This window comes from Phytohabitans sp. LZ39 (genome assembly GCF_059359075.1).
This window is the reverse complement of sequence record NZ_JCADBM010000013.1, coordinates 115,638-142,475: the sequence shown is the minus strand read 5'-3', so window position 1 is coordinate 142,475 and position 26,838 is coordinate 115,638. Positions and strand designations below refer to the sequence as shown.

The window sequence follows — 26,838 nt, the reverse complement described above, 5'->3', positions numbered from 1 at the left end:
TCAGACGCGGCTGAGCATGGGCGGCGCCGGTGTTTCGGCCGAGGGTGCGGCGGCCGGGCGGCTGGGCCACCAGATCTTCTTGCCCAGGTGCACCGACAGTGCGGGGATCAGCAGGCTGCGGACCACGAACGTGTCGAGCAGTACGCCGGCCGCGACGATCACGCCGATCTGCACCGACGGCACGAGTGGGAGGATCGACAGGGCGGCGAACGTCGCGGCGAGCACCAGGCCGGCGCTTGTGATCACGCCGCCGGTGACGGTCAGGGCGTGCAGCACGCCGCGTTTGTGGCCTAGCTGGCCGACCTCCTCGCGGGCGCGGGTCATCAGGAAGATGGTGTAGTCGACGCCGAGCGCCACCAGGAAGAGGAACGTCTGGAGCGGTAGGCCGTCGAAGAGCTTGGTGTAGCCCATCGCGTCCAGGACGAAGGCGGCGGCACCCATCGCGGCCGCGTAGGAGAGGACCACGCTGCCGATCAGCAGTAGCGGGGCCACCAGCGCGCGCAGCAGCACCACGAGGATCAGGAACACCACCGCGAGGATCAGTGGGATCACCACCCGCTCGTCCCGCCGGGACGCGGCCGCGGTGTCGAGCTGGATCGCGGTCTCGCCGCCGACGAGGGCTTCCGCCCCGGGGACCGCGTGCACGGCGTCCCGGATCCGTTCCACGGTGTCCTTGGCGGCCGGGCTGTCCGGTTCGGCGGCCAGCACCGCGCGGACCATCGTCCACTGCCCGTCGGAGGAGCGTTCGTGCGCCTGCACCGACGCCACGCCCTCGACGCCACGTATGGCCGCGGTCACGCCGTCCGCCGTGGCGGATCGCGCGGTGATTTCCGCCGGTGCGGCCGAGCCCTCCGGGAAGTGCTGCGCGATGAGCTTCTGGCCGGTGACCGAGCCGACCTCATTGGTGAACGTCTCGCCTCCGGGCAGCCCCATGCTGAGGTTGCCGACGCCGAGCGTGAGCACCGCGAGCGCGACGGCGGTGCCGACCCACACGGCGCGCGGACGCCGCCCGACGAACGCCGCCACGCGTCCCCACACGCGGTGGTCCTCCGCCACGTCGTGGCCGACCGCGTCCGGGGTGTAGCGCGGCACGAACGGCCAGAAGAGCCACCGTCCGAAGAGGACGAGCACGGCCGGCAGCAGCAGCGTCATGACGAGGAACGCGGCGGCGATGCCGATCGCGCCGACCGGGCCGAGGCTGCGGGTCGAGTTGAGGTCCGCGGCGAGCAGGCAGAGCAGGGCGAGCGCGACCGTCGCCGCGGAGGCCAGGATCGCCGGGAACGAGCGGCGCAGCGCGACGCCCATCGCCTGGTGCCGGTCGCGGTGGCGGCGCAGCTCCTCGCGGTAGCGGGCGATCAGCAGCAGCGCGTAGTCGACGCCGACGCCGAAGACAAGCACGGTGAGCACGCTCTGCCCCTGGAAGTCGACGGTCAGCCCGGCGTGCTTGGCCAGCAGGTAGACCACCGCGCTCGCCACCTGGCTGGCCACGCCGACGCAGATCAGCGGCACCAGCCACAGGATCGGGCTGCGGTAGGTGAAGAGCAGCAGCAGCGCGACCACGCCGGCGGTGACCAGCACGAGCGTGATGTCCATCCCGCCGAACGCGTCGAACAGGTCGTCGGTGGCGCCGGCCGAGCCGGTCAGGCCGGTACGCAGGCCGGCCGGTGGCGCGTTGGCGAGCTGGTCGCGTACCGCGCCGGTCGAGTCGGTCTGCTGGTCCTCGTCTCCGGCGAGCGGGAAGGAGATCAGCAGCGCCTTGCCGTCGTCGCTCACGATGGCCGGCGGCACCTCGCCGCCCTCGGCGTACCGGGCGAACGCGGTGCGGTCCGCCTCGGCCTTGGCCCGGTCGGCGCCGGTGAGGCCGCTGTCCCGGGCGTAGACCGCGACCGCGACGAGCCGGTCGGAGCCGGGGAAGGCCGCCTCGGCGCGTTCGTACGCCTGCGTGGCCTCGGCGGTGCGCGGCAGCCACGCCACCGCGTCGTCGGTGACCACGTCGGCGAGCTTGACGGCGAGCGGCCCGACCGCGGAGGCGATGGCGAGCCACAGCGCGAGGGCCAGAAACTTCGTACGCCGGCCGGACGGCAGTCTGGTGATCCAGTGCCACGACATTTTGGGTTCCTCCTCTGGATGACTGCCTCCGATCCTTCGGCCGGTGCCGCCGCCGGACACTGGGCACAGCACCCCGAGGGGGGTGGGCCTAGCCCTACCGGCAATCGCCGGCCGGTCGGCCAGAATGGGTGGCGTGAACGAGGAGCTGACCCGCTTTGTGAGCCGCGGCCTGGCCGCGAGCGTCCGGAGCTTCGTGGTGGGTCTGGTCTTCTACGTCGGCGGGATCGTGCTCCTCGTCCTGTCGATCGTCTCGATCTCGTTCATCTCGGTCTTCGGCGTCGGCATCTTCCTCGTGCCGCTGGTCACCGTCGCGGTCCGCGGGCTCGCCAACGAGCGGCGCAAGCTGGCCGGCCAGTGGTCCGGCGTGGAGATCCCCGCGCCGTACAAGCCGCGGCCGCCGATGGAGTCCTTCGGCGTGGTCGGGGCCTGGCAGCGCTGCCGGTGGATGCTCGGCGACCCGGCCACCTGGCGCGACCTGCTGTGGCTGCTCAGCTCCCCGATCACGCTGGCGCTCGGCATCCTGCCGGCGGCCATCGTCGGATACGGGGTCGAGGGCATCCTGGTCATGCCGACCGTGCTCCAGTTCGTCGACGGCTACCACTACGGGCCGGGCTGGCTGATCGACATCCCGTTCGAGGGCATCGTGGCGATCCCGCAGGGCGTCCTCGTCCTCGCGCTCGGCCTGGCCGCCGCGCCGGCGATCCTGCGGCTGCACGACCGGTTCGCCAAGCTGCTGCTCGGCCCCACCCGCCAGGCGGTGCTCGACCAGCGGGTCCGGGTGCTCACCCGGACCCGCGCGGAGACCGTCGACGCGCAGGCCGCCGAGCTGCGCCGCATCGAGCGCGACCTGCACGACGGCGCGCAGGCCCGGATCGTGTCGCTGGGCATGAGCCTGGGCCTGGCCGAAGACCTTGTCACCCGCGACCCGGTCGCCGCGCAAAAGCTGCTGGCCGAGGCACGCGACGCCAGCGACAAGGCCCTGTCCGAGCTGCGCGACCTGGTCCGCGGCATCCACCCGCCGGTGCTCGCCGAGCGCGGCCTCGACGGCGCGGTGCGCGCGCTCGCGCTCACCCTGCCCATCCCGGTCGAGGTCGACATCGAGCTGGCCGGGCGCCCGCAGGCGCCGGTCGAGTCGGCCGGCTACTTCGCGGTCGCCGAGGCCCTCGCCAACGTGGTCAAGCACAGCCACGCCACCCGCGCCTGGGTGCTGGTCCGGCACGACGGCCGCAGCCTCGGCATGACGGTCAGTGACGACGGGATCGGCGGCGCCAACCCCGAGGGAGGCACCGGCCTGCGCGGGATGGAACGGCGCCTGGCAGCATTCGATGGAACGGTCGCCGTGAGCAGCCCGCCCGGCGGCCCGACCGTCGTGACCATGGAGCTGCCGTGCGAGTTGTCATCGCCGAAGACCTTGCCCTCCTCCGGGACGGGCTGATCCGGCTGCTCAACGCGTACGACTTCGAGGTCGTCGAGGCGGTCGACAACGGCCCCTCCCTGCTCCCCGCGCTCCTCAAGCACCGCCCGGACGTCGCCGTCGTCGACGTGCGCCTGCCACCCACGTTTACCGACGAGGGACTCCGGGCGGCGATCGCCGCCCGCGAGCAGGTGCCCGGCATGCCGGTGCTCGTGCTGTCCCAGCACGTCGAACAGCTGTACGCCCGCGAGCTGCTCTCCGACCGCACGGGCGGCGTCGGCTACCTGCTGAAGGACCGCGTCTCGCACGTGAGCCAGTTCGTCGACGCGGTCAAGCGCGTGGCCGCCGGCGGCACCGCGCTCGACCCCGAGGTGGTGGGCCAGCTGCTCGCCCGCCGCTCGGCCGAGGAGCCACTGAAGGCACTCACGCCGCGTGAGCGCGAGGTGCTGGGCCTGATGGCCGAGGGACGCTCCAACAACGCGATCGCGAGCCGCCTCTTCGTCACGGACAAGGCGGTCGGCAAGCACATCAACAACATCTTCACCAAGCTCGGCCTGCCACCGTCGGACGACGACAACCGCCGCGTGCTCGCCGTGGTCGCCTACCTGAACGCCTGAACCCCAATCACAGTTTTGGCGGGAGCGCAAGCAAAACCGGTCGTCCGTTCGCACGAAGCGTTCCGGGCTTCCAGGTGCGATGTTCGAGGGGCCAGTCGCTGCGTCTGGGCTTACCGCCGGAGCGGCCGGCGGCGACCGTGGGCGAGACCACGCCACGGGCCCTCGCCCACGGTCCCCAATGGCGAAACCCGGCGTGCGTTAACCGGCGCTGTGCCCACGAAGTGAAGCCAGGTCCCGCCCGCCCGCCGCGGCAACGGCGGGCGGGCGGGGGGCCTCTTCCCGCGCCCCGCCGGTCTACGGGTAGAGGCCAGCCAGCACGGTGGCGGTCTGCACCGGGTTGGTCACCACAAAGTAGTGACCGCCGTCGACCACATGCGTGCTGGCGACCATCGACGGGCGGAGGCGGGCGGCGACGCCGGGCAGCGTGCAGAGTGTGTCCTCGGCACCGACCAGCACGTGCACCGGCGTTTCCAGCGACGGCGTCCACTCGTCCGGCACCAGCGACAAGTCACGCCGAAAGCGCGGGAGCAGCAGCCGCCCGACCTCGTCCGCCGTTAGCGTGGTCGGCGGCATCAGCCCGCTGCGGGTCAGGTCGGCCACCAGCTCCGCGTCGTCCTGCGCGCGGATCGCCTTGGCGGTCGCACCGGACAGCGGCGGGGCGGAGAGCACCACGTGCGCCGGCTCCAGACCGGCGCCGGCGCGGTTGGCGACCTCGGCCGCGACGAGCGCGCCCAGGCTGTGTCCGAAGAGGACGGTGCCTTCCGTCAGATAGGGCGTGATCGCCTTCCACCAGGCGTCGGCCACGTCCGGCACGGTGACCGGGCCGCGCAGGTTCGCCTCGCCGGCGACCACCCGCCACGACTCCGGCAGGTGCTTGGCCAGCCGGGTGTACGAGCCGGCCGAGCCCCCCGCGTACGGCAGGCAGATCACGGTCCGCCCCTGCCCCTCGCGGAGCACCCGCAGCGTGACGTCGACCTCGCCGGTACGCAGCTTGAAGCGGGCCAGCTTGCCGGTCGACGTGACCGGGAGCTGGTCGACGACCTCGATGACGGCCGGGCGCTTGAAGACCGGCAGCTGGTCGCGGAAGGCGCGGCGGGCGGCCGAGCGCAGCACGGCCCGGTCGACGCCGTTCTCCGGCACCAGGTACGCGACCGCCTGCTCCAGCCCGCTCGTGTCCCGCGCGCCCACGACAGCGACCTGGGAGAGCCCGTCCACATCGCGGGCGGCGGCCTCCACCTCGAACGGCGACACCTTGAACCCGCCCACGTTGATGAGGTCGTCACGCCGGCAGATGTACTCCAGGTCGCCGTCCGCGGCGCGGCGCACGATGTCGCCGGTGTACGCGCCGCCGTCGGCGAACGTGCGGGCGGTGGCCTCCGGGCGGTCGAGGTAGCCGGCCGCGACCGAGCCACCGGAGACGTGCAGCCGCCCCTCGACACCGTCGCGCACGATCTCGCCCTGGTCGTCCCGCACGGTGATCCGCACGCCCGGCACAGGTATGCCGGTCGATCCGGGACGGCTGCCGTTGGTCGCCACCACGATGTGCAGCACCTCGGTCGCGCCGAGCCCGTTGACCAGCGGGGCGCTGCACACCTGGGCGAACTCGCCGCACATCGGCGCGGGCAGGTGCTCACCGGCCGAGACGGCGAGCCGCAGCGAGTCGAACGCGAGCGCCTCGCCGTGCCGGACCCGCTCCAGCAGCGCGGCGTACACCCGGGGCACCGAGCACAGCACGGTCGGCCGGTGCGCGGCGAGCGTGGCGGCGACCCGGAAGACGTCCGGCGGGCCGGCGCTGAGCACCGTGCGGGCGCCCGCGGCGAGCGGGAAGAGCAGCGAGTTGCCGAAGCCGTACCCGAAGGAGAGCTTGGCGGTGGAGAGCACGGTGTCGGCCGGCGAGAGCGCGAGGATCCGGCCGAATCCACTGAGGACACTGTCGATGCCGGCGCGTGTGTGCAGCACGCCCTTGGGCTGGCCGGTGCTGCCGGACGTGTACTGGATCAGCACGACGTCGCCGTCGCCCTGGTGCGCGGGCGCGGGGATCTCGCCGTCGTAGGGCGCCATCCGGTCGGCCCGGCCGCGGGGCAGGTCGAGGGCGCCCGTGGCGGGCAGGCGCTCTTCGGCCCGCTCGTCCAGGTGCAGGTACGTGGCGGAGCAGTCGGCCGCGATGAACTCGATCTCGGCCGGGGTGAGCATCGGGCTGACCGGCACCGGTACGCCACCGGCCCACCACACGCCGAGGATCGCCACGACCGTGGCGATCGAGTCGTCGGCGACGATCAGCGCGTGGCTGCCCGGCCGGAAGGCGGAGCCGTCGAGCCGTGCCGCGTACGCGTGCACCGCCCGGGCCAGCTCGGCATACGTGACCTGCCCGCCGGCGTCCACGTACGCGGTCGCGTCGGGCTTACCGGCGGAGAGCAGGTGCTCGACGATGTTGTTGTTCACGATGACGAAACCTCCAAGCTGGCCGTGCTCCCGCACGGCTCGACCGCGAGGGCGAGGATGTTCGTGGGGCCTGAAGCGGTGGCGCAGATGGCGGCGGCACCCACCACCGCGAGAAACCCGCCCGCCGCGCCGAGGTCGCCGAGCACCCGCTCGACGTGCCAGACGGGGAAGGGTTGTCCGGACGCGAGCGCGTCGACGAGCTGCGTGTCCAATGTGGATATGACGAGGCCGTCCGGGCGGGTCTCCGGCCGTGCGGCGGCCTGTATCACGCGGGCTGTCGCGCGGACGAGGTCGGTGCGGTGGCAGTCGCGCAGCGTGACGCCGGGCCCGCCGGCCGGGTCCAGCGCGAGGCAGGCGGCGCCCTCGGCCGGGGTGAGGTGGTCCTGGGCGGCGGTCAGGCTCCAGCGGGTCACGGCCGCCGAAGCGCCGACGACCGCGGCGCCGGCGTCGCCGGAGGCGATGAGCCGCATCGCCTCCGCGATCGCCGAGATGCCCGCCGTGGCACCGCCGGTGAGGGTGAGGTTGGGCCCGGCGAGGCCGAGGCGGATGGAGACGGTGGCGGCCGGCCAGTTGTACGCGGACGCCGGCCCGAGCGCGGGCGCGACGAAGCCAGGATCCAATGTGGACGCTTCGGCGCACACGGTGGCGTACTCCGGCAGCCCGGCCGTGGAGCTGGCCCACACCACCGCCGTGGTGTCGTTTCGCGCCTGCGCCTCAGGGGTGTCCGCGGCCGACCCGAGGGCGAGCAGCGACTCGTGCGGCACGCTGCGCAGCCCGCGGGAGCCGGCGCGGGCCGGCACGCGGGGTTCGACCGGCCCGTACACGGCCCGCTCCACCGGTGCCAGCACGGTGTCCGGCGCGGTGAACCGGCGCACCGGGGCGGTGACCGGTGCGGCGGAAAGGCAGCGGGCGAGCCCCGCCAGATCGTCCACTTCGGACAGCCGGAGGCCGGCGCCGCGAACTGTCACGCTAGCCGGCATCGGGCGTCCCCTTCCCCAGGAGCACGGTGCAGACCGCACCGCCGAAGCCGTACGCCTGGCTCAGCACCCGGCGCACCGGTCCCCGCCGGCCACCCGGCTCCACGAGGTCGACGCCGGCGCACTCCGGGTCGGGGTCGAGCAGCGTGACGTTGCCGGGCACGAGGTCATGCGCGAGCGCACGTACCCCGATAACGGCCTCGAGCACGGCGGCCGCGCCCTCCGCGTGGCCCAGCTGTCCCTTGACCGAGGAGACCACCGGGCGCCGCCGGCCGCCGAGCGCCTTGGCGACCGCCCGGGCCTCCACCGCGTCGTTGGCCGGGGTTCCCGTGCCGTGCGCGCAGACCCAGTCGACGTCGTCGGGCTCGACCCGCGCGCGGTCGAGGCAGTTCTGGATCGTGACGATCAGGCCGGCGCCGTCCGGGTGCGGCTGGGTCAGGTTGTGCGCGTCGGCGGCGGACGCGGTGGCGAGCACCCGGGCGAGTGGCCGGCGCCCCCGGCGGGCGACCCGTTCCGCCCGCTCCAGCACGAGCACCGCGGCGCCCTCGCCCGGCATCGTGCCCCTGCGTCCCGCGTCGAACGGCCGGATCTCGTCGCCGGCGAGCGCCCGCATCGACGTGAAGAACGCGAACACCTCCAGCGACAGCTCGTCCGCCCCGCCACAGATCGCCACGTCGACCTCGCCGGAGGCCACCGCGGCGGCACCGGCGGCGATCGCCTCGTTGCCGGCGGAGCAGCCCGGCGCGAGCAGCACCGCGGGACCGTCCACTGTGACCACCTGGCGGACGGCGGCGAGCAGCTCGTCGGGGCGCGCCCAGGCCCGGTCGGCCACGCCGAGCGGTCCGCGCCCGATCGCCCGGTCCAGCAGCGGCCGGGTGCCCATGACCGTCCCCACGAACAGTCCCAGCCGTCCCCGCCGCCGGTGCGCCGGCAGGCCCGCGTCGCCGAGCGCCTCCAGCGTGGCGGCGGCCAGGTAGCGGGCGGCGAGCGACTCGTGCGGCGGCACCAGCGAGTCGAGCGCCGCCACCGCGCCGGGTGGCACCTCGGCCGCCCGTTGCGTCGGGTAGCCGGACAGGTCGTATCGCGTTACGGGCCCGGTGAGCACCCGGCGGTCTTCGATGGCGCGCCACAACGCGTGCACGCCCAGCCCGGCGGGCGAGACCGCGCCCACGCCGGACACCGCGACGCCGTCACGGTCCAACGCTCAGTCCCCGGCTGCGCAGTATGGCGATGGCCCCGCCGAGGTCCCGCATGCCGGCCGCCTCGTCGTCGGTGAGCTTCAGACCGAGCTGCCGCTCCATCCGTACGACGAAGTCGACCTTCTGAAGCGAGTCGACGCCGAGATCCTCGTAGAAGGCCGCGCCGTCGGTGATCTCCTCCGCCGGTACGTCGAACACCTCGGCCGCCATCGCGCGCAGCCGCGTTGCGGACGTCTCCTGTGGCATGGTCTCTCTCCCCTTACCGCGTACTGCCTCCCCAGGCCCGGTACTTGCGGTCAACCGTCTTTGGGAGCGGCCAGATTCGCCGGAACGATCAACCCCGGGGATCAGACAACGGGGCCGCCGCGGCCGGTCGCACACGGCGTGCGTCGTTTGGGGTGCGGAGCCGCGACCAGGGCGCGTCCCGCGGTTTGGTCTTGCACACCGGACATGGCGGCGGAGGTCGGGGATTTTGGCGCACGCGTCCTCGACATACAGGGCGCCGCCGGGCAAGAGTGTAGTGATGAAGATCCGCGCCGGCCGGCTGGACGACGCCGAGCGACTGCTCGCTTTCTGGACCGCGGCGGCCCATGGCCGCAGCGTGAGCGACGACCTTGCCGGCGTTACCCGGCTGCTGCGCCACGACCCGGAGTCGGTGCTGATCGCCGAGTCGGACGGCGCGTTCGTCGGCACGGTGATCGCCGCATGGGACGGGTGGCGCTGCCACATCTACCGGCTCGCGGTCTCCCCCGACCACCGCCGCCAGGGCATCGGCCGCGCGCTGCTCACCGCCGCCGAGGAACGCTTCGTCGAGCTGGGCGGCCGCCGCTCCGACGCGATGGTTGACGACGGCAACCCGGGCGCCCACGAGCTCTACCGCACCGCCGGTTATATGCCTGATTCATCCTGGACGCGATGGATTCGCCCACTAGTCCGGGCGGACGGTAATGCCCGTGACTAGAGCGGCCACAAGGGGGAAACTGAGAGGAGTCTGACCCGCACCTGTGGCTTGGAGGTGCCCATGACGACCGACGTCCACCTGCCCGACTCGATGCCGCTGCTGTCCCGCGGCCGCCACCGCAACCCACGCAAGGGTGCCTGCTTCATGGAGATGGCGTCCTACCTCGCCGGAGAGCGGTGGAGCGACCACCCGGCCTGCACACACCCGCTGCTCGCCTCGCTCGCCCGCCTGGTCAACGACCACACCAGCGACCCCGGCCGCCAGCGCCTCGCCGAGCTGATCCCCTCGGTGATCGGCCTGACCAGCGACGACGTCCGGTGGGACGCGCTGATCGCGCTGCGCGCCGCCGAGACCGCCCTCCCGGTCGTCTCCGCCGAGATGCAAAACGCGATGGCCGTCTCGGTGCTGAGCGGAAACCGCCTGCTGGCGGGCCTCGACGGCCGCCCGCCGGACACGCTCAGGCCGTCCAGCCGGGGTGCGTTGCTCCGCGCGCCACTCGCGGCACGCTGGGCACACCGGTTCACCTACGACGTCTCCGTGTCCCGGAGGATGTACCAGCGGCATGGCGCGCCGCGCACCGTCGAGTTCGCGGTGCAGGGCATCGCCAAGGCGTGCATCCCCGACCCCGACACGACGCTCCGCGACCTGCTCGCCGGCGCGATCGACGACGTGGTGGCGGCCCGGCCCGCGGCGACCGTGAGCCACTCCGCGGTGCGCGCCTGACGCGGGCGACGCCGCGGTCGGGTCAGGAGTCGTCTTCCTCCTCCTGCTGAGGGGTGTCCCCCTTACGGAGGAGCGCTTCTGGGCGGGCCAGGACGGTGACGCGGTAGGAGAGACCGACGTTCGACCAGATCTCCCCGTGGAGGCTCAGGCATAGGCCGACGCCGTCGAGGCCGACCGGGTGCTCGAAGAAGTCGACCTCGGGCTCCCCGATCGCGCCGACCAGGCCCTGCGTGCCGCGGTCGGTGGCGGGCACCTGCACCAGCCCGACCGTGAGCTGCACCTCGACGTCGTCGAGGGCGTCCACGTCGTACCAGTGGGTGTCGGGCAGAAAGAGCTGCGAGTCGACCATGCGGCGCCGGTAGTTGGGGCCCATCATGCCGGTCTCGCCGTCCGGCTCTTCGCCGATCCAGGCCATCCCGGCGTAGTCACTACGCAGCCGCCGGCTCTCCGTGTGGAAGTCCGTCACGACGGTGTCGATGCGCGGCTGGGCGACGAGGTGCACGTCAGCGTCGGTCACTGTGTCTCCTGGTTCGCTCGTTCGCGTGGCGCGGAAGGCGCCCCCGCTCACGTGCGGCACCCTAGCAGGGTCGCGGCGGCGCCCCGCCCCCGCCGCGACCCGCACCGCTCCGGTCCGTCTAGGGCTCCAGTTCGACGGCCAGTGGGGTGGCTACGAACACCGACGAGTAGGTCCCGACGACCACGCCGATCAGCAGGGCCAGCGCGAAGTCGAACAGCGAGTCGCCGCCGAGCGCGACGAGCGCGACAAGCACGAAGATCGCGCCCAGGCCGGTGCTCACCGTGCGCGGCACGGTCTGTAGGCAGGCCCGGTTGGCGAGCGTCGCGAACGCCGGCCGTTTGCGGCCGCGGGGGCCGGCCCGGACCAGCTCGCGGACCCGGTCGAAGACGACCACCGAGTCGTTGACCGAGTAGCCGATGACGGTGAGCAGCGCGGCGAGGAAAACGCCGTCGACCGGACGGCCCAGCCAGGCGAAGACGCCCAGCAACAGCAGCACGTCGTGCGCCATCGCCGCCACCGCGGACAGGCCCCACCGCCAGTGGAAGCGCACCGCCAGGTATGCCAGCTGCGCGGCGAGCGCGACTACCAGGGCGACCACGGCCTTGCGGCGCAGCTCCTCGCCGAGGCTGGGGCCGATGCGGTCGTCCCGCTCGCGCCGGACGTCGCCTCCCCCGGCCTCGGACAGCTCCTGCCGCACGCGTGCCTCGGTCGCGTCGTCGAACGAGCCGGCGCGAACGCTCACCCCCGATGTGCCCTGAGCGTTCACGACAGCACGTGGCAGGCCGGCCCCGACCACCGCGGCCCGCGCGGCCTCGGGGCTCAACGACGCGCTCGTCGTGTACGTGACGAGCCGGCCACCGGTGAACTCGACACCGAGGTTGAGCCCGCGCACGGCGATGCCGGTCACCGCGAGCGCGACGGCCAGCGCCGAGATCGCGAGCCAGCGGCGCCGGCGGCCCATGATGTCGGGTTCGCGGCGGGCGAGGGCGCGGCGCACCCAGCCGGTGTGTGCCAGGCCGGTCCACCGCGGCCGGCGGGCGAGGCCGAGCGCGCCCTCGGTGAGCACGCGGCTCAGCACGAGCGCGGTGAACATCGACACGAGCACGCCCACGGACAGCGTGACGCCGAAGCCGCGTACCGGCCCCGCGGCGAGGAAGAACAGCAGTCCGGCCGCGAGCAGCGTGGTCACGTTGGCGTCCGCGATCGCCGACCAGGCTTTGGTGAACCCGGTCCGCAGCGCGGAGCGTGGCGTGCGCCGGCCGGTCGCGTACTCCTCGCGGGCCCGCTCGAACACGAGTACGTTGGCGTCGATCGCCATGCCGATCGCCAGGACGAAGCCGGCCAGTCCCGGCAGGGTGAGGGTCGCGCCGAAGGCGAGCAGGGTGGCGTACGAGATCAGCCCGTAGGCGCCCAGGGCCAGCGCTGCCATGAGGCCGACCAGCCGGTACGCCGCGACGACGAACAGCGCGGTGGCCAGCACCCCGATGATCGCCGCCCGCGCGGAGGCCTCGATCGCCTCCTGGCCGAGCGTGGGCCCGACCGTGCGCTGCTCGATGATCTCGACCGGCGTGGGCAGCGCGCCGGCCCGGACCAGCAGGGCGAGCTCGCGCGCCTCGGCCGCGGTGAACGTACCGGTGATGCGGGCCCGGCCGCTGGCGTTGCCGGTGCCGCACGGGGTCTCGGTGTCCACCTCGGCGGACACCAGGACCCGGTCGTCCAGCACGACGGCCACGCGCCGGGTCGGGTCGCCCTGCGGTGCGCAGGCGGCGGTGCCGGTCAGCTTCGCCCACGCGGCCTTCCCGGCGTCGCGGAAGTCGAGTTGTACCTCCCAGCCACTGAACTGTCCGCGCCCGGCGACCGCGTCGGCCACCTGGTTGCCGGTGAGCGCGGCCGGCCCGAGCTGGAGCTGCTGCCCCCGCTCGTCCGGCAGCGTCTGCCCGCCGTCCACAGTGGATCCTGGAGCGAGTACCGGGCGGAAGGTGAGCTGGGCGGTGCGGCCGATCACCTCGGTCGCCTGGCGCGGATCGCTGACGCCGGGCAGCTCGACGATGATGCGGCGTTCGCCGGCCCGGGCCAGCGTCGGCTCGGACAGGCCGAGCGCGTCGACGCGGCGGCGGAGCACCTCGACCGCCTCGTCCGTGGTTTCGGCGGTGGCCTTGGCCAGCTCGCCGTCTCTCGTTTCCAGCACTATCTGGGTGCCGCCGCGCAGATCCAGCCCGAGCCGCGCCGGCCGGACGGCGATGAGCCATCCGGACACGACGATGACGACAAGGGCGAGGACGGCGCGCGCGGCATTGGCGCGCGACACGATGACTCTCCTCGCTTGGGTGAAAGGGTGAAGTGGACTCGACGCGTGCCGTCAGGCAGGCGGAGCCCGGCCCCGGAAGGCGAGGAGTGGCGCGCCGACCGCTCGCTCCACTGTGGAGCGCAGCGGGACGGACCAGCCGGCCACGGGTGGCGCGAGCGTCGCGATCGCGGCGGCCGTGACGGCGCCCGACACCGGTGCGGACGCGGCGGCGGACCCGATCGCCGCGACGACGGCGAACGCGCTCGGCCAGGCGGAGGTCGCCGCGAACCGCCCGGAAGCGGCGACGCCCGCGCCGGCGGCTGTCGACGCGGGCGATGCGGGCCGCGCGGTGGGCGGCGGGACGAGGAGCGTGACGAAGAGGGCCAGGAGCAGGGGCAGCGCGGCGACCCGTCGCGGGTGCGCCGAATCCGTCACGCTCGTGAATGTATCAAGCGCGCAGGCCGAAAAGGAACCTTGTGGGGCGCGTGCGCCGCACGAGCAGCTCGTAGGCGGCCACCGTGATGGCGTACGTGACCGTGACGAGCACCGCATACTTGATCGGGATCCCCGCGTCCCAGCGCACGACGACATAGGCGACGGCGACGAGGATCGGCTGGTGCAGCAGGTACAGCGGCAGCGCCGCCGTGCTCACGTAGCCGGACAAGCGCCCGCCTCCCGGCGTGTCCGATGTGGAGCGCGTTGGGCGGTCGAGGAAGCCGGCGATGGCGACGAGGGCGCACCAGCCGGTCAGCCCGTAGAGCGTTCGGGCGGCGATCGCCACCCCGGTCATGTCGGTGAACGGGTCGTCCGCCGACATGAACGCCACCGCGCCGACCGAGAAGAGGGCGATCGCCAGCACACCGGCCAGCCCGGCCGCGCGGCGCATCGCCTCGCGAAATCGCCGGTCGGCGGCCAGCACCACGCCGTACACGAAGAACAGCAGGTATGCCCAGCGGCTCCAGCCCGCGTAGGACTCTTCGAGCCCCACCAGCGCGCAGAGCACCGCGACCGGCACGGCCGGCAGCAGGATCGCGCCGCGGCGCCGCGCCGCGGTGGCCAGCCGATCCAGGACCTGGCGGCCGGAGTCGCGCGGGAGCCAGGCCGCGACCGGCGCCAGCATCAGCGAGAACGCGAGCAGCAGCACCACGAACCACAGGTGACCGGTCTCGAAGTGCTCGCCCTGTAGGACGAACGGAAACTCGGACAGGTCCAGGTGTACGTCGAAGAACCGGGGCAGGAAGCGCGGGTACGACTCGTCGGAGCCGGTCTCGCCGCGCAGCCGGAGCCACTGCGGCAGCGGGACGAGCGCGACCGTCACGAACACCAGCGGCACACCGAGCCGGCGCAACCGCTCCGCCGCCATGCCCGCTGGGCCGCGGCGGCGCAGCGAGTGCCACACGCCGAGGCCGGCGACCATGAAGAGCATCGGCATCGCCCACACGACGGCCAGCCCGGCGAAGATGGTGATCGCGCCGGTCGTCTCGGGGTTCTTGACGTAGAAGTCGTCGCGCGCGTCGAAGACCAGCGCCGAGTGGAAGAACACGAGCCCCATCACCACGAACGCGCGGATCGCGTCCAACTCGGACCGGCGCGCCGGTCGCACCACGTCGACGGCCATCGCCATCACTCCCACCGGACCAGCGTGGAAGCCGCCGTGCCGGCCAGGCGGCGGGTCACCGCGGCACCGGCGAGGGCGCCGACGAGCGCCGCCACCGGCACGGTCAGGACGAGCACCACCCACGAGGGGTTTCGGGCAAGCCCCGGCCCGGCCCCGATGCCGATGGTCATCTGGTCGGAGAGCACCTGGAAGAGGGCGAGCCCCGCGGGCAGGCCGACGATGCCGGCGGCGAGACCGAGCGCGGCCCCGCCGCTCGCCGACTGGGCGAGCGTCTGCCGCACGGTGAACCCGACCGTGCGCAGCACGCCGAGCACGCGGGCCCGCTCCCGCGCGCCGCTGAGCAGTGCGGCGGCCAGGTTGGCGAGGCTCACGACGAGCACCAGCCCGGCCATGACGAGCATCGAATAGGTGAAGAGGGCGAGCTCGTCGGGGTCTGACTCGATGGGGCGCACGATCGCGGCCGGGCCGAGCTTGTCGCGCAGCGCGGTCGCGAGCCGCTCCGGCGTGCCGCTCCCGGCGGAGACGAGGAACGCGTCGGGTGTGGCGCCGGGGAGCATCTCGGCCCGGTACATCAGCACCTCGCCGGTGTCCTCGGTCTCGCTGTACCAGCCGACGATCCTCAGCGAGAGCGGTGTCTCGCCGGCGCGGATGTCGACGGTGTCGCCGACGTCGAGGTCGAAGCGCTTCAGGAAGCCGTATCCGGCGAGCGCCTCCCCCGCCGCCCGCAGCGGCTGGCCCTCGCGGAGCACGAAGCCCGCCCGGGCCGGGTCGCCTCCGATCGCCCGGGCCAGAAACGTCGCGTCGCCGAGGGTCGCCCGCCGGTCGGTCTGGGTGTACCAGCTCGCGACCTCGGGCATCGCCGACAGCGCGGCGGCTGTGCCCGCACCGTCCGTGCCGTCGCCGGCCACCACCGCGTCGTACGGGTCGCCGGAGCGGGCCGGGTCGGTGACGAACCTGTCCATCGTGGACAGGAAACCGGCGGCCACCACGACCGCGGCCACGGCGATGGCGAGCGCGGCGGCGGTCAGCGCCGACCGGGCCGGCCGGGCCAGCACGCTGCCGAGCCCGAAGCGGGTGGCCGGCCCCAGCCGCGTCCGCTCCAGCAGCCGGGCGACGCGGGCCGGCGCGGCCGAACGCGGCGGCGCGTCGCGGAGCACGTCGGTGACCGGCTGGCGGGCGGCCCGGCGCGCGGGCAGCACGGTCGCGGCGGTCAGGATCACGCCGACGAACGCGACCGCGACAAGCAGCGACACCACGCTCACCCGAAAGCCGCCGCGGCCCATCGCCGCGGAGAGCCCCACTTGCAGGGACGGTGCGATCAGCGTGCCCGCCACCCAGCCGAGGACCGCGCCGGCGACACCGAGGATCAGCGTCTCGCCGAGGAGGCCGCCGATGATCTGCCGGTTGGTGTATCCGACCGCCTGGAGCAGCGCGATCTCGCGGCGCCGGGCCAGCAGCCGCGCGGCCGCCGTGCCGGCCACGACGAACGCGGCGGCGAGCAGGACGAAGACGCCGAACGCGGCGAGTGAGGCACCGAAGATGAGCTCCCGCGCGAGGATGTCGGCGCGGGTGTCCGGCCACGGCTGCACGCCGTCGACGCCGGCGCTGCCGCCGAGCCGGGCGGCGGCCGCGTCGGCTGCGTCCGGGTCGGTGAGCCGGGCGATGAGCAGCGTGTGCCGGTCGGCCACGTCGGGCGCGAGCGCCCGCAGCCCGGCCTGGTCGACGAAGAGGCGGATGGGGTCGCAGTCGGGATAGAAGCAGTCGGTGAGGTCGACGGCGGTGCCGACCACGGTCAGGGTCGCCGGGCGGCCGGCCACGTTGACCTGTACCCGATCGCCGTCGCGGACCCCGGCCTCGACGGCGGCCGCGCGGTCGAACACGACCTCGCCCGGCGCCGACGGCCAGCGTCCGGTGCGCAGCTGGGGCGCGCCCGGCGCGGAGGCCGGCGGGAGCGTGTCGACGCGTGCCTCGACCGATCCGTCGCCGAGCGTGACGTCGCCCGTGGTGTAGGTGGTGACCGGGCCGGTCGCGGCGAAGGCGGCGTCGCCGCGCAGCCCCTCCAGCACGACCGGCTCGCCGTAGACCACCAGGTCGGGGCGGCCGGAGTCGCGGTAGATGTCGTCGACTTGCGGGCCGCCCTGGCTCTGCACGGACAGCCCGGCGACGACGGCAGCCGCGGCGAGCGCGGCCACCAGCGCGGTGGCGCCGGCGGCGACCTTGCTCCGCCCGCGCAGCCCGGACATCGCCAGGCGAAGGGTGGCCGACACGGCTCAGCCCTCCAGGTTGATCAGGTTGGCGTACGTGGGGCGCTGCTTGGTGCCGCTGAGGTCGCGCTCGTCGACGATCTCGCCGTCGAGCATCGTCACCACCCGGTCGGCCGCGGCCGCGACGCGGTGGTCGTGGGTGACCAGCACGATGCTCTGGCCGCCGTCGTGGCGGCGGCGAAGCAGGTCGAGCACGACTTCGGCCGACGCCGAGTCGAGGGCGCCGGTCGGCTCGTCGGCGAGGAGCACGTCGGGGCCGTGCACGACCGCACGGGCCAGCGCCACCCGCTGCTGCTGGCCACCGGAGAGCTCGGCGGGCGCGGCGTCGGCGGCGTCGCCGACACCCAGCTCCTCGAGCACCTCCAATGAGCGGCCGCGCGCCTCGCGGCGCCCGACGCCCTGGAGCACCAGGGGCAGCTCGACGTTGCCGATCACGGTCATCGTCGGCACGAGGTTGAGGAACTGGAACACGAAGCCGACGTGCCGCCGGCGCAGCAGGGCCCGGCCACTCTCGTCGCGGTCGTCCAGGCGGGTGCCGGCCAGCCACACCTCGCCGCTGTCCGGTCTGTCGAGGCCACCGAGCAGGTGCAGCAGCGTCGACTTGCCGCAGCCGCTCGGCCCGGTGATGGCCACCCAGTCGCCGGGGGCCACGGTCAGGGAAACGTCTCGCAGGGCGGCGTGCTCCCGGGCTCCGCCGCGGTAGGTCCGCTTGAGCGCGCTGGCGCGCAGCAACGGGTCGGTCATGGCTGGTCTCCGTCCGGCTTCGTCTGGGGAAGGATCTGGGTGAGCTGCTGCTCGCACGCCTCCAGCCAGCGCAGCTCGGCCTGAAGGTGCAGCGCGGTCGCCTGGAGGAGCAGGCCGCTCACGCTGCCCGGCGCGGCCTGCCCGGCCTGGCGGTCGAGGTCGCGCAGCGCCTCGTAGCACCGCTGCCGGTGATCGGCGATGATCGCGCGCGCGTCGATGCCCGGGATCACACTCGCGGCGAGCCGGGCCGTGACCAGCCTGAGCAGCACGTCCGGCTTGACGATCGGGGTGTCGGGGCGCTCGGCCAGGAACTCGCGCAGCGCCTTGGTGCCGGTGTCGGTGAGCCGGTAGACCTTGCGGTCTCGCCGATCTCCGCCCGACGCGGGTGTGTAGGTGACGAGGCCGTCCTTTTCCAGGCGACCGAGCGTGATGTAGATCTGCCCGACGTTGACCTCCACGCCGGCGCCGGCGAAGAGCTCGTCGTAGCGCCGACGCACCTCGTACCCATGCGCGGGGCCGGCCGCCAACAGGCCGAGCACGACGTGTTTCATGGACGCTCCTCCAATACCTAACAGCTAGAGTTTAGCTGTTAGGTATCCCCTGTCAACGGGGCACTCACCTGCGAAAACGGCCTTAGTCGCCGTGGAGACCGCCAGCCGCGGTGTGGATGAACACCGCCGTCACCTCTTCGGCCGTGGCGAGATCCGCGACGTACCCGTCGACCGGTTTGACCGCGCCCGCCAGCAGCTTCGCCTCCCGCCGCTGGCCGAAAGCGACCACGCTGAGGTGGATCGGGCGGGCCGGATCCTTCGCCCGCTGGAGCCCCGCGGTCAGCTGCGCCAGGGTCATGCCCTGCGCGTCGCCCTCGTTGCGCCCGTCGGTAAAGATCAGCACCTGCGTCGACACACCCGGTTCGGCGGCGTCCCGCCCGGCGATGTACGCGGCCAGGATGGTGTCGTAGAGGCCGGTGCCGGTCTGCCGCGCGGCCAGCCGGCTGACGGCCGCGTCCATCGCGGCGCGATGCCCCGCGGCCAGTGGAGCGGTGGGGAGCACCACCCGGTAGTCACGTGGCGGGTCCAGCGCCAGGCCGAACTCCCAGATCCCCACCCGGCTGTCGTCCGGGAGCAGCCGGCCCAGCGCGCGGCAGCCCTCGCGCACGAGGTCGATCAGCTTGGCACCAGAGCCGGGCGCCTGCTGCCCCATCGATCCGGACACATCCACGACGGCCAGCAGGTTGGTCCGCCGATCGGGCGCGTACCAGGTGGCCAGGACGTGGTCCACATGGTGCGGACCGAGCACGCCCATCCGGGCGCGAGCCAACGCCGGCAACTGGACGTCGGCGCCCGGCGGCGTGTCCGCGCCCGGCGCGCGCAGCCGGGCGTCGTCCAGCGCGGCAGCGCCGGCCTCGCCGGCAAGCAGCGTCCGGAAGCGGTCCAGCGCGGCCACCCGGGCGAGGTCCTTCACAGCCGCCCTCGTGGGCAGCCAGGTGTAGCGCAGCACGACCGCGTAGTCGCTGCCGGGAAGCACCGCCGGTGGCGCCGAGCCGAGGCGCGGCAGCAGCGCGTACTCGGGCACCAGCCCGACCTCGCCGCGCCCCGCCGGCAGTGCCGGATCGCGGCCGGTCACCGTGCGGGTGACGCGCATGGCACGAGCCAGCGCCAGCGCCGAGGCGTCCATGCCTTTCGCCAGCCACACCGCCTCGGCGACACCACCGGCGCCCACCATGCCGTCGCCCGAGCCCGCCGGGTCGCGCACCGCGAGGCGGACACCGGAATCCGACGCGACGAGGTTGGCCAGCGCCAGCCACGAGCCGCCCGCCGCGCGAAGCCGATCCGCCGTGGCGGCGTCGGTGACCATGTAGATGGGCGTCTCCGCCAGCACGGTGCCGGAGCCGGCCACCTCCTTGGCGGCGAGAAGCCCGCCACCGGCGACCGCGGCCCACGACGAGTCGTCGGGTATCCACACGTCAGCGTCGATCCGCTCGACAGCCTCCGGCGCCGCGCGCCCGTCCGCGACCGCGACTTGAAGGTTGACGCAGCTGTCGTCCGCCCTCGTCCCGGGAGCCAGCGCGTCCAGCACCGGGGCGAACGAGGAGGCCGTCACCACGCGCACGGTGTGCGGGCAGGCCGAGGTCAGCCGGGTCGCGCCGCCCGGCTCGTCACGAACACGGATGTACAGGCCGGTGGCGACCAGCAACGCCACCGCACCCAACGCGGCAACGGCCAGAACCGGTCGCACCCGCGCTATGCCGCTCGCCGAATGTCTCCCCATCGGTACCCCCGGCCACACGGACCTCCCGACGGCCCCCGACGGCGTCCCCACCGCCCTCGTCGTGGGATCAACGCCGTTCAGCATCGCATCGACCCTCGTGCCGCGCTCATCCGAGAACGGACAACTGGCGGATCGGCGCCGCACTGGGACCACCTGGGCGAGCTAGTTGGCCAAGTTGATTTTTTGCAGGCTGTTGATTCGCTTCTTGCGTTGATCAGTCTGTATTTGTATCGTCATCGTCACGAAACAAGCGCACGGCGGTACGCCCCACGCGCCCGGGCGTGGCGACGTCACCGGTCTGGCCCCCTCTGTCGCCCACGGAAGTAGGTGCCGCACCGCCATGTCCCGCAGATCCCCGAGAGCATTGGTCGCCGCCCTCCTGCTGGTGGCGGGTGTCGCGGTCGCGACGCCCGCCGAAGCCGCCGGCGGTCCCAACCTCGCCGCCGGCCACCCGGCCGCGGCCAGCGCCAGCGACGGCGCCTTCCCCGTCGCCAACCTCACCGACGGCAACCAGGCCACCTACTGGCAGGGCTCCGGCGCCTTCCCGCAGTGGGCACAGGTCGACCTCGGCAGCAGCCGGAGCATCGACCAGGTGCAGCTCAAGCTCCCGGCGGGCTGGAGCCAGCGCAACCAGACGCTGTCCGTGCAGGGCAGCCCCAACGGCAGCACGTTCGCCACGATCGTCTCCTCGGCCACGTACACGTTCGCGCCGGGCAGCGGCAACACCGTCACGATCAACTTCGGCGCCACCACCGCGCGGTACGTCCGGGTGAACATCACCGCCAACACCGGGGCGGCGGCCGGCCAGCTATCCACATTGGACGTCTTCGCCGTCGCCGCCGCGGGCCCCAACCTCGCCGCGGGTAAGGCGATCCAGGTCAGCAGCTCCCAGGGTGGCTACCCCGGCGGCAACGCCAACGACGCCAACCAGGGCAGTTACTGGGAGAGCGCGAACAACGCGTTTCCACAGTGGATCCAGGTGGACCTCGGCTCGTCGGTGAGCGTCAACCAGCTGGTGCTCAAGCTGCCGGCCGGCTGGGGCACCCGCACCCAGACGCTGACCGTGCAGTCGAGCACCAACGGCTCGTCGTTCGGCACGCTCGTCGCCTCCGCCGGCTACGTCTTCAACCCGGCGAGCGGCAACACCGTGACGATCGACTTCACCGCGACCACCACGCGCTACGTGCGGCTGAACATCACCGCCAACACCGGCTGGCCGGCCGGGCAGATCTCCGAGCTCGAGGTGTACGGCCCGGCGACCGGTGACACCGAGGCGCCGAGCACGCCCGGCAACCTCGCGTACACCCAGCCGGGCACCGGCCAGATCCGGCTCACCTGGGGCGCGTCGACCGACAACGTCGGCGTCACCGCCTACGACGTCTACGCCAACAACGAGCTGCGCACGAGCGTGGCCGGCAACGTCACCACGTTCACCGACAACCAGCCGGACGGCACCACGGTCTCGTACCACGTGCGGGCCCGGGACGCGGCCGGCAACCAGTCGGGCAACAGCAACACGGTCACCCGGCCGGGCGGCCCCACCGGCGGCACCAACCTCGCCGTGGGCAAGCCGGTCACCGCGTCCGGCCACGTGCACACGTTCGTCGCGACCAACGCCAACGACGACAACGTGGGCACCTACTGGGAGTCCAACGGGTTCCCCGGCACGCTGACCGTGCAGCTCGGCTCGAACGCCAGCGTCAACTCGGTCGTGCTGCGGCTCAACCCGGACCCGATCTGGGGCACCCGGACGCAGACGCTCCAGGTGCTCGGGCGGGAGCAGAGCGCGTCCGGCTTCACCAACCTGGTGTCCCAGCAGACGTACACGTTCAACCCCGCCTCCAGCAACAGCGTGACGATCCCGGTCACCGCGACCGTCGCGGACGTGCAGCTGCGCTTCACCGCCAACTCGGGCGCGCCGGGAGGGCAGGTCGCGGAGTTCCAGGTGATCGGCTCGCCGGCACCCAACCCGGACCTGACCGTCACCGGCATCACGTCGAGCCCGGCCGCGCCGGTGGAGACCAGCGCCATCACCCTCTCCGCCACCGTGCGCAACGCGGGCACCGCGGCCTCCGGTGCCACGGACGTCAACTTCTACCTGGGTACGACGCGTGCCGGCACCGCCGCCGTCGGTGGGCTCGCCGCTGGCGCCTCCGCGACGGTGTCGGCGAACATCGGCCCGCGTGACGCCGGCACCTACCAGGTGACGGCCAAGGTGGACGAGGACAACGACATCATCGAGCAGAACGACGCCAACAACGCCTTCACCAGCCCGACGTCCCTTGTGGTCACTCCGGTGTCCAGTTCGGACCTGGTCGCCGCGGCGGTCGGTTGGACGCCGAACAACCCGTCCAACGGCAACACGGTCACGTTCACCGCGTCTATCCGCAACCAGGGCAACATCGCCTCGGCGGCGGGCGCGCACGGCGTCACGCTGACCGTGCTCGACGACTCCGGCACGGTGGTGCGGACGCTCACCGGCTCGCACAGCGGCGCGATCGCGGCCGGGGCCACCACGCCGGTGCTCAACCTCGGCACGTGGACCGCCGCCAACGGCCGGTACACGGTGCGGGTGGTGCTCGCCAACGACGGCAACGAGCTGCCGGTCAAGCAGGCCAACAACACCAGCGAGCGGCCGCTCTTCGTGGGCCGGGGCGCGAACATGCCGTTCGACATCCTGGAGGCCGAGGACGGCGCGGTCGGTGGCGGCGCGGCCGTCGTCGGTCCGAACCGGACGATCGGCGACCTCGCCGGCGAGGCGTCCGGCCGGCGCGCGGTCACGCTCAACCAGAACGGCGCGTCCGTCCAGTTCACCACGCGCGGAGACACCAACACGCTGGTCACCCGCTTCTCCATCCCGGACGGCACCACCAGCACGCTCAACGTGTACGTCAACGACGTGTTCCACAAGGCGATCCCGCTGACCTCGAAGTACGCCTGGCTGTACGGCGCCGAGGCCAGTCCCGGCAACTCGCCGGGCGCGGGCAGCCCGCGGCACATCTACGACGAGGCGAACATCTTCCTCAACTCGACCGTGCCCGCCGGCAGCCGCATCAAGCTCCAGAAGGACGCGGCCAACAGCGGCACGTTCGCGATCGACTTCATCAGCACCGAGCAGGTGTCGCAGGTGGGCAACCCGGACCCGGCGCGGTACACGACGCCGGCCGGCTTCACCCACCAGGACGTGCAGAACGCGCTCGACCGGGTGCGGATGGACACCACCGGCAACCTGATCGGCGTCTACCTGCCCGCCGGCGAGTACCCGACGTCGAGCAAGTTCCAGGTGTACGGCAAGGCCGTGCGCGTGGTCGGCGCCGGCGCCTGGTACACCCGGTTCGTCGCGCCGCAGAACCAGGAGAACACCGACGTCGGCTTCCGCGTGGAAGGCGCGTCGGGCGGCTCGCTGTTTACCGGGTTCTCGTACTTCGGCAACTACACCCAGCGCAACGACGGTCCGGGCAAGGTCTTCGACCTGCAAAACGTCTCCGGAATCACCATCGACGGGATCTGGGCCGAGCACCAGATGTGCCTCTTCTGGGGCCTCAACACCGACAACACGACGATCCGGAACACCCGCTCGCGCAACCTCTTCGCCGACGCCATCAACATGACGAACGGCAGCACGGGCAACCTGGTGAGCAACAACGAGTCGCGGGCGTCCGGCGACGACAGCTTCGCGCTCTTCGCGGCCACCGACGGCGGCGGCGGTGAGCAGCGGGACAACGTGTTCGAAAACCTCACCTCGGTCCTGACCTGGCGCGCCGCCGGTGTCGCGGTCTACGGCGGGTTCAACAACCAGTTCCGCAACATCTACGTCGCGGACACGTTGGTGTACTCCGGCATCACCATCAGCTCGCTCGACTTCGGCATCCCGATGGACGGCTTCGGCGCCAGCCCGCCGACCGTCTTCGACGGGCTCTCGATCGTCCGGGCCGGTGGTCACTTCTGGGGCGCGCAGACCTTCCCCGGCATCTGGGTCTACTCGGCCAGCAAGGTCTTCCAAGGAATCCGGGTCAACAACGTCGACATCGTCGACCCGACGTACCACGGCATCATGTTCCAGACCGACTACGTGGGCGGCCAGCCGCTGTTCCCCGTGACGGACACCGTCTTCACGAACGTCTCCATCTCGGGGGCGCAGCGCAGCGGCGACGCGTTCGACGCCAAGTCCGGCTTCGGCATCTGGGCGAACGAGCTGCCCGAGCCGGGTGAGGGCCCGGCGCGCGGCTCGGTGACCTTCAACAACCTGCGGTTCAGCAACAACGCGCAGAACATCCGAAACACGACGTCAACATTCACCATCAACGTCAACTAGTTCCCCACCGGGACAGGGTCTTCGCGGTTACGCGAGGGCCCTGTCCCGTCCCTGCTTTAGGGGTCATCTACGGGTGTCCCCTAAGGGGAACACCCGACAATCATGGGTCCGTGACCCAAGCCATTGCCGAACCCACCAATGAGATCCGCCACCCGGCGGGCCCCTCACCGGCACACCGGCACGCGAACGCATACCGGTCGCTCTTCGAGCGTTCCGGCATCTGCATGGCCACCGTCGACCTGGCGCTGCGGGTCCAGGAGGCCAACGAACCGTTTCGCCGGGAGCTCGGCGGGGCCGAGGAGACCGTCGGGCGGGAGCTGTTCGACTACCTCCGGGTGAGCAGCCAGAGCACGCTCCGCCGCCAGTTCGTACGCCTCATCGAGGGGCGCAGCGAGCGGATCAACGAGCGGGTGCTGGGGCTGCGCTCGGAAGAGTGCCTGATGCCCGCGCAGCTGACCGCCGTGTCCATCCGGGACCGTTCGCCGCTGGTGTCGAGCATCCTGGTCATGCTCCAGTGGGACGAGTCGGCGGCCGACGCGGCCACCCGCTCGACCCGCCACAAGGTCCTCACCGAGCTCGACGCCCGCATCCTGCTGGGTGTGGCGATGGGCATGTCCACCGTCAACCTGGCCGCCAAGCTCTACCTGAGCCGCCAAGGCGTGGAGTACCACGTCGCGACCATGATGAAGAAGCTCAAGGCACCCAACCGGGCGGCGCTGGTGTCACGCGCCTACGCGATGGGCGTGCTCACCGCCGGCGTGTGGCCCCCTGTCGTAGCGCAAGATTTCATCAAGTAACCCCCTATCCGGGTTGCCTCTCCGCCGGTGCGGGGGCCGTGGAAGCGCCATCCGTCGCGGACGGTGCGGTGACCACGATGGACGCGAGCAGCAGCCCGCGCCGGCTCAGCCACCGGCCGGAGAAGCCGGCCAGCGGCCCCTCGGGCGTCACCGGACCGGGCACGAGCAGCGTCGCTTCGAATGTGCCCGCGTCGGGGTCGATCGCGATCCGCGCCTCGCTGAAGTCGAGCCACTTGGCGGCGAGCGGAAACCAGGCCTTGTAGACGGCCTCCTTGGCGCTGAAGAGCAGCCTGTCCCAGTGCACGCCCCTGCTCCGCGTGTCGAGGTCGCGGAGCATGGCCAGCTCGTCGGTGAGCGCGATCGCCTCCAGCACGCCCTCGGGGAGCGGCGCGTCGGGCTCGGCGTCGACACCGAGCGTCCGCACGTCGCGGTCGAGCGCGAGCGCGCAGGCCCGGTATCCCTCGCAGTGGGTCATCGTGCCGACGATCCCGGCCGGCCACTGGGGCGCGCCGCGCTGGCCGGGCAGGATCGGCGCCGGACCGTAGCCGAGGCGGGCCAACGCCTGGCGGGCGCAGCCACGCACGGTCGTAAACTCCCGCCGTCGCTTGTCGACGGCCCGCGCGACGATGGCCTGCTCCTCCGGGAAGAGCTCGACCGGCGCCGAGTCGTCGTACGCCTCGACGGCCACCACGGCCGTCGGGAGCAGCTCAGCCAACACGGGCACCATCCACAGTGGGCAGGATCTGGCGCGGCCCCCGCGGTGGCGCGGCGCGCGCCCGCCACTCGCGCGGGTAGCCGAGCGAGACCTCCTCGAACCGCACGCCGTCGAACCAGCTGACCCGCGGGATGTGCAGGTGTCCGTACACGACGGCCGCGGAGTCGAACCGCACGTGCCAGTCGGCGGTGTGCACGGTGCCGCACCACTGGGCGAACTCGGGATGGCGCAGGATGTCGGTCACCGCGCGCACGAGCGGGAAGTGGTTGACGAACACGGTCGGCAGCTCGGGCCGCTCGCGCTCGGCGAGCCGCCGCAGCGTCAGCTCCAGCCGGGCCGCGCACCAGGCGTCGCGCGTCGGGTAGGGGTCGGGGTGGAGCATGAACTCGTCGGTGCACACCACGCCCACGTCGTACGCATTCGCGAGGGACGCCTCCTTGGTGGTGAACTGCGGCATCCGGAACGTGTAGTCGTACAACAGGAAAAGTGGCACGACGGTGACCGGCCCGCCCTCGCCCTCCCAGATCGGGTAGGGGTCTTCCGGCGTCACCACACCCAGGCCGCGGCACAGCTCGACAAGGTGCTTGTAGCGTGCCTCGCCACGCAGCTGGACGCTGTCTTCCTTGGGCGTCCACAGCTCGTGGTTGCCCGGCGCCCACACCACCTTGCGAAACCGGCTGGCGAGCAGCCGCAGGGCCCACTCGACGTCTTTCACCATCTCGCCGACGTCACCGGCGACGAGCAGCCAGTCGTCGTCGGTCTCCGGACGGTAGCCCTCCACGAGCTGGCGGTTGTCCGCATACGCCACGTGCAGGTCACTGATGGCCAGGAGCTTCGGCTGTACGGGCACCCAACGATGGTATCCGCG

General features: G+C 72.7%; 21 protein-coding genes. 6 read left to right on the top strand and 15 right to left on the bottom strand.

All coding sequences use genetic code 11. The features are described 5' to 3' along the window. The gene (locus AC5L36_RS24715; protein WP_441220358.1) at window positions 1-2,109 is read right to left on the bottom strand and encodes an MMPL family transporter; all 2,109 of its coding nucleotides are present in this window, start codon (window positions 2,107-2,109) and stop codon (window positions 1-3) included. Window positions 2,110-2,242: 133 nt separating this feature from the next. Between AC5L36_RS24715 and AC5L36_RS24710 the strand changes: the two genes are divergently transcribed. Together AC5L36_RS24710 and AC5L36_RS24705 are read left to right on the top strand one after the other, a co-directional pair. Then, window positions 2,243-3,544 carry a sensor histidine kinase gene (locus tag AC5L36_RS24710; protein ID WP_441220356.1) on the top strand — a complete coding sequence of 434 codons (1,302 nt, stop codon included), beginning with the start codon at window positions 2,243-2,245 and terminating at the stop codon, window positions 3,542-3,544. Next, window positions 3,496-4,140, top strand: a complete 645-nt coding sequence (locus tag AC5L36_RS24705) for a LuxR C-terminal-related transcriptional regulator (RefSeq protein WP_441220354.1) — start codon at window positions 3,496-3,498, stop codon at window positions 4,138-4,140. The genes AC5L36_RS24710 and AC5L36_RS24705 overlap by 49 nt, the downstream gene beginning before the upstream one ends. A 294-nt stretch (window positions 4,141-4,434) precedes the next feature. On the opposite strand, the gene AC5L36_RS24700 is transcribed toward AC5L36_RS24705, so the two are convergent. Genes AC5L36_RS24700 through AC5L36_RS24685 form a run of 4 tightly spaced genes read right to left on the bottom strand, consistent with a single transcriptional unit; the run spans window position 4,435 to window position 9,004 of the window. Further along, window positions 4,435-6,582 carry an alpha/beta fold hydrolase gene (locus AC5L36_RS24700; protein WP_441220352.1) on the bottom strand — a complete coding sequence of 716 codons (2,148 nt, stop codon included), beginning with the start codon at window positions 6,580-6,582 and terminating at the stop codon, window positions 4,435-4,437. Next, on the bottom strand, window positions 6,579-7,550 hold the full coding sequence (locus AC5L36_RS24695) for a beta-ketoacyl synthase N-terminal-like domain-containing protein (protein ID WP_441220350.1): 972 nt from the start codon (window positions 7,548-7,550) through the stop codon (window positions 6,579-6,581). The genes AC5L36_RS24700 and AC5L36_RS24695 overlap by 4 nt, the downstream gene beginning before the upstream one ends. Window position 7,551: 1 nt before the next feature. Next, window positions 7,552-8,760: a beta-ketoacyl synthase N-terminal-like domain-containing protein gene (locus tag AC5L36_RS24690; RefSeq protein ID WP_441220348.1), complete on the bottom strand. Its 1,209-nt coding sequence runs from the start codon at window positions 8,758-8,760 to the stop codon at window positions 7,552-7,554. Continuing rightward, window positions 8,750-9,004: an acyl carrier protein gene (locus tag AC5L36_RS24685; protein WP_441220347.1), complete on the bottom strand. Its 255-nt coding sequence runs from the start codon at window positions 9,002-9,004 to the stop codon at window positions 8,750-8,752. The genes AC5L36_RS24690 and AC5L36_RS24685 overlap by 11 nt, the downstream gene beginning before the upstream one ends. A gap of 277 nt (window positions 9,005-9,281) precedes the next feature. Here AC5L36_RS24685 and AC5L36_RS24680 point away from each other — a divergent pair, with 277 nt between their 5' ends. Next, complete coding sequence (locus tag AC5L36_RS24680; protein WP_441220345.1) at window positions 9,282-9,719, top strand: GNAT family N-acetyltransferase; 438 nt, start codon at window positions 9,282-9,284, stop codon at window positions 9,717-9,719. Window positions 9,720-9,779: 60 nt separating this feature from the next. Beyond that, the gene (locus AC5L36_RS24675) at window positions 9,780-10,442 is read left to right on the top strand and encodes a hypothetical protein (RefSeq protein ID WP_441220344.1); all 663 of its coding nucleotides are present in this window, start codon (window positions 9,780-9,782) and stop codon (window positions 10,440-10,442) included. A gap of 22 nt (window positions 10,443-10,464) precedes the next feature. On the opposite strand, the gene AC5L36_RS24670 is transcribed toward AC5L36_RS24675, so the two are convergent. The 8 genes from AC5L36_RS24670 to AC5L36_RS24635 form a co-directional block, all read right to left on the bottom strand. Further along, complete coding sequence (locus AC5L36_RS24670; RefSeq protein ID WP_441220343.1) at window positions 10,465-10,959, bottom strand: hypothetical protein; 495 nt, start codon at window positions 10,957-10,959, stop codon at window positions 10,465-10,467. Between the two features lie 118 nt (window positions 10,960-11,077). After that, window positions 11,078-13,267, bottom strand: a complete 2,190-nt coding sequence (gene secD / locus AC5L36_RS24665) for a protein translocase subunit SecD (RefSeq protein WP_441220342.1) — start codon at window positions 13,265-13,267, stop codon at window positions 11,078-11,080. 51 nt (window positions 13,268-13,318) lie between these two features. After that, a complete protein-coding gene (locus tag AC5L36_RS24660; RefSeq protein ID WP_441220341.1) occupies window positions 13,319-13,681 on the bottom strand; it encodes a hypothetical protein in 363 nt (120 codons plus the stop codon). A 13-nt stretch (window positions 13,682-13,694) separates the two neighbouring features. Beyond that, the gene (locus AC5L36_RS24655) at window positions 13,695-14,870 is read right to left on the bottom strand and encodes an acyltransferase family protein (protein ID WP_441220569.1); all 1,176 of its coding nucleotides are present in this window, start codon (window positions 14,868-14,870) and stop codon (window positions 13,695-13,697) included. After that, a complete protein-coding gene (locus tag AC5L36_RS24650; protein WP_441220340.1) occupies window positions 14,870-17,131 on the bottom strand; it encodes an ABC transporter permease in 2,262 nt (753 codons plus the stop codon). The genes AC5L36_RS24655 and AC5L36_RS24650 overlap by 1 nt, the downstream gene beginning before the upstream one ends. Window positions 17,132-17,134: 3 nt before the next feature. Next, entirely contained in the window at window positions 17,135-17,872 is a 738-nt protein-coding gene (locus AC5L36_RS24645; RefSeq protein ID WP_441220339.1) for an ABC transporter ATP-binding protein, read from the bottom strand. Then, on the bottom strand, window positions 17,869-18,423 hold the full coding sequence (locus AC5L36_RS24640; protein ID WP_441220338.1) for a PadR family transcriptional regulator: 555 nt from the start codon (window positions 18,421-18,423) through the stop codon (window positions 17,869-17,871). Before AC5L36_RS24640 ends, AC5L36_RS24645 begins: the two co-directional genes overlap by 4 nt. Before the next feature lie 82 nt (window positions 18,424-18,505). Continuing rightward, the gene (locus AC5L36_RS24635) at window positions 18,506-20,110 is read right to left on the bottom strand and encodes a substrate-binding domain-containing protein (protein ID WP_441220337.1); all 1,605 of its coding nucleotides are present in this window, start codon (window positions 20,108-20,110) and stop codon (window positions 18,506-18,508) included. A 373-nt stretch (window positions 20,111-20,483) separates the two neighbouring features. On the opposite strand from AC5L36_RS24635, the gene AC5L36_RS24630 reads away from it, so the two are divergent. Together AC5L36_RS24630 and AC5L36_RS24625 are read left to right on the top strand one after the other, a co-directional pair. Then, the gene (locus tag AC5L36_RS24630; protein ID WP_441220336.1) at window positions 20,484-24,458 is read left to right on the top strand and encodes a galactose-binding domain-containing protein; all 3,975 of its coding nucleotides are present in this window, start codon (window positions 20,484-20,486) and stop codon (window positions 24,456-24,458) included. Between the two features lie 110 nt (window positions 24,459-24,568). Then, window positions 24,569-25,255: a LuxR C-terminal-related transcriptional regulator gene (locus AC5L36_RS24625; protein WP_441220335.1), complete on the top strand. Its 687-nt coding sequence runs from the start codon at window positions 24,569-24,571 to the stop codon at window positions 25,253-25,255. A gap of 4 nt (window positions 25,256-25,259) precedes the next feature. On the opposite strand, the gene AC5L36_RS24620 is transcribed toward AC5L36_RS24625, so the two are convergent. Both AC5L36_RS24620 and AC5L36_RS24615 read right to left on the bottom strand, forming a co-directional pair. Continuing rightward, entirely contained in the window at window positions 25,260-25,973 is a 714-nt protein-coding gene (locus AC5L36_RS24620) for a 4'-phosphopantetheinyl transferase family protein (RefSeq protein WP_441220334.1), read from the bottom strand. Then, window positions 25,963-26,820 carry a metallophosphoesterase family protein gene (locus AC5L36_RS24615; RefSeq protein WP_441220333.1) on the bottom strand — a complete coding sequence of 286 codons (858 nt, stop codon included), beginning with the start codon at window positions 26,818-26,820 and terminating at the stop codon, window positions 25,963-25,965. The genes AC5L36_RS24620 and AC5L36_RS24615 overlap by 11 nt, the downstream gene beginning before the upstream one ends. Between the last annotated feature and the right edge of the window lie 18 nt (window positions 26,821-26,838).

Coding starts and splice junctions, on each gene's coding strand:
- AC5L36_RS24680 (WP_441220345.1), top strand. CDS start 9,282: ATGAAGATCCGCGCCGGCCGGCTGGACGACGCCGAGCGACTGCTCGCT.
- AC5L36_RS24630 (WP_441220336.1), top strand. CDS start 20,484: ATGTCCCGCAGATCCCCGAGAGCATTGGTCGCCGCCCTCCTGCTGGTG.
- AC5L36_RS24675 (WP_441220344.1), top strand. CDS start 9,780: ATGACGACCGACGTCCACCTGCCCGACTCGATGCCGCTGCTGTCCCGC.
- AC5L36_RS24685 (WP_441220347.1), bottom strand. CDS start 9,004: ATGCCACAGGAGACGTCCGCAACGCGGCTGCGCGCGATGGCGGCCGAG.
- AC5L36_RS24715 (WP_441220358.1), bottom strand. CDS start 2,109: ATGTCGTGGCACTGGATCACCAGACTGCCGTCCGGCCGGCGTACGAAG.
- AC5L36_RS24645 (WP_441220339.1), bottom strand. CDS start 17,872: ATGACCGACCCGTTGCTGCGCGCCAGCGCGCTCAAGCGGACCTACCGC.
- AC5L36_RS24640 (WP_441220338.1), bottom strand. CDS start 18,423: ATGAAACACGTCGTGCTCGGCCTGTTGGCGGCCGGCCCCGCGCATGGG.
- AC5L36_RS24655 (WP_441220569.1), bottom strand. CDS start 14,870: ATGGCGATGGCCGTCGACGTGGTGCGACCGGCGCGCCGGTCCGAGTTG.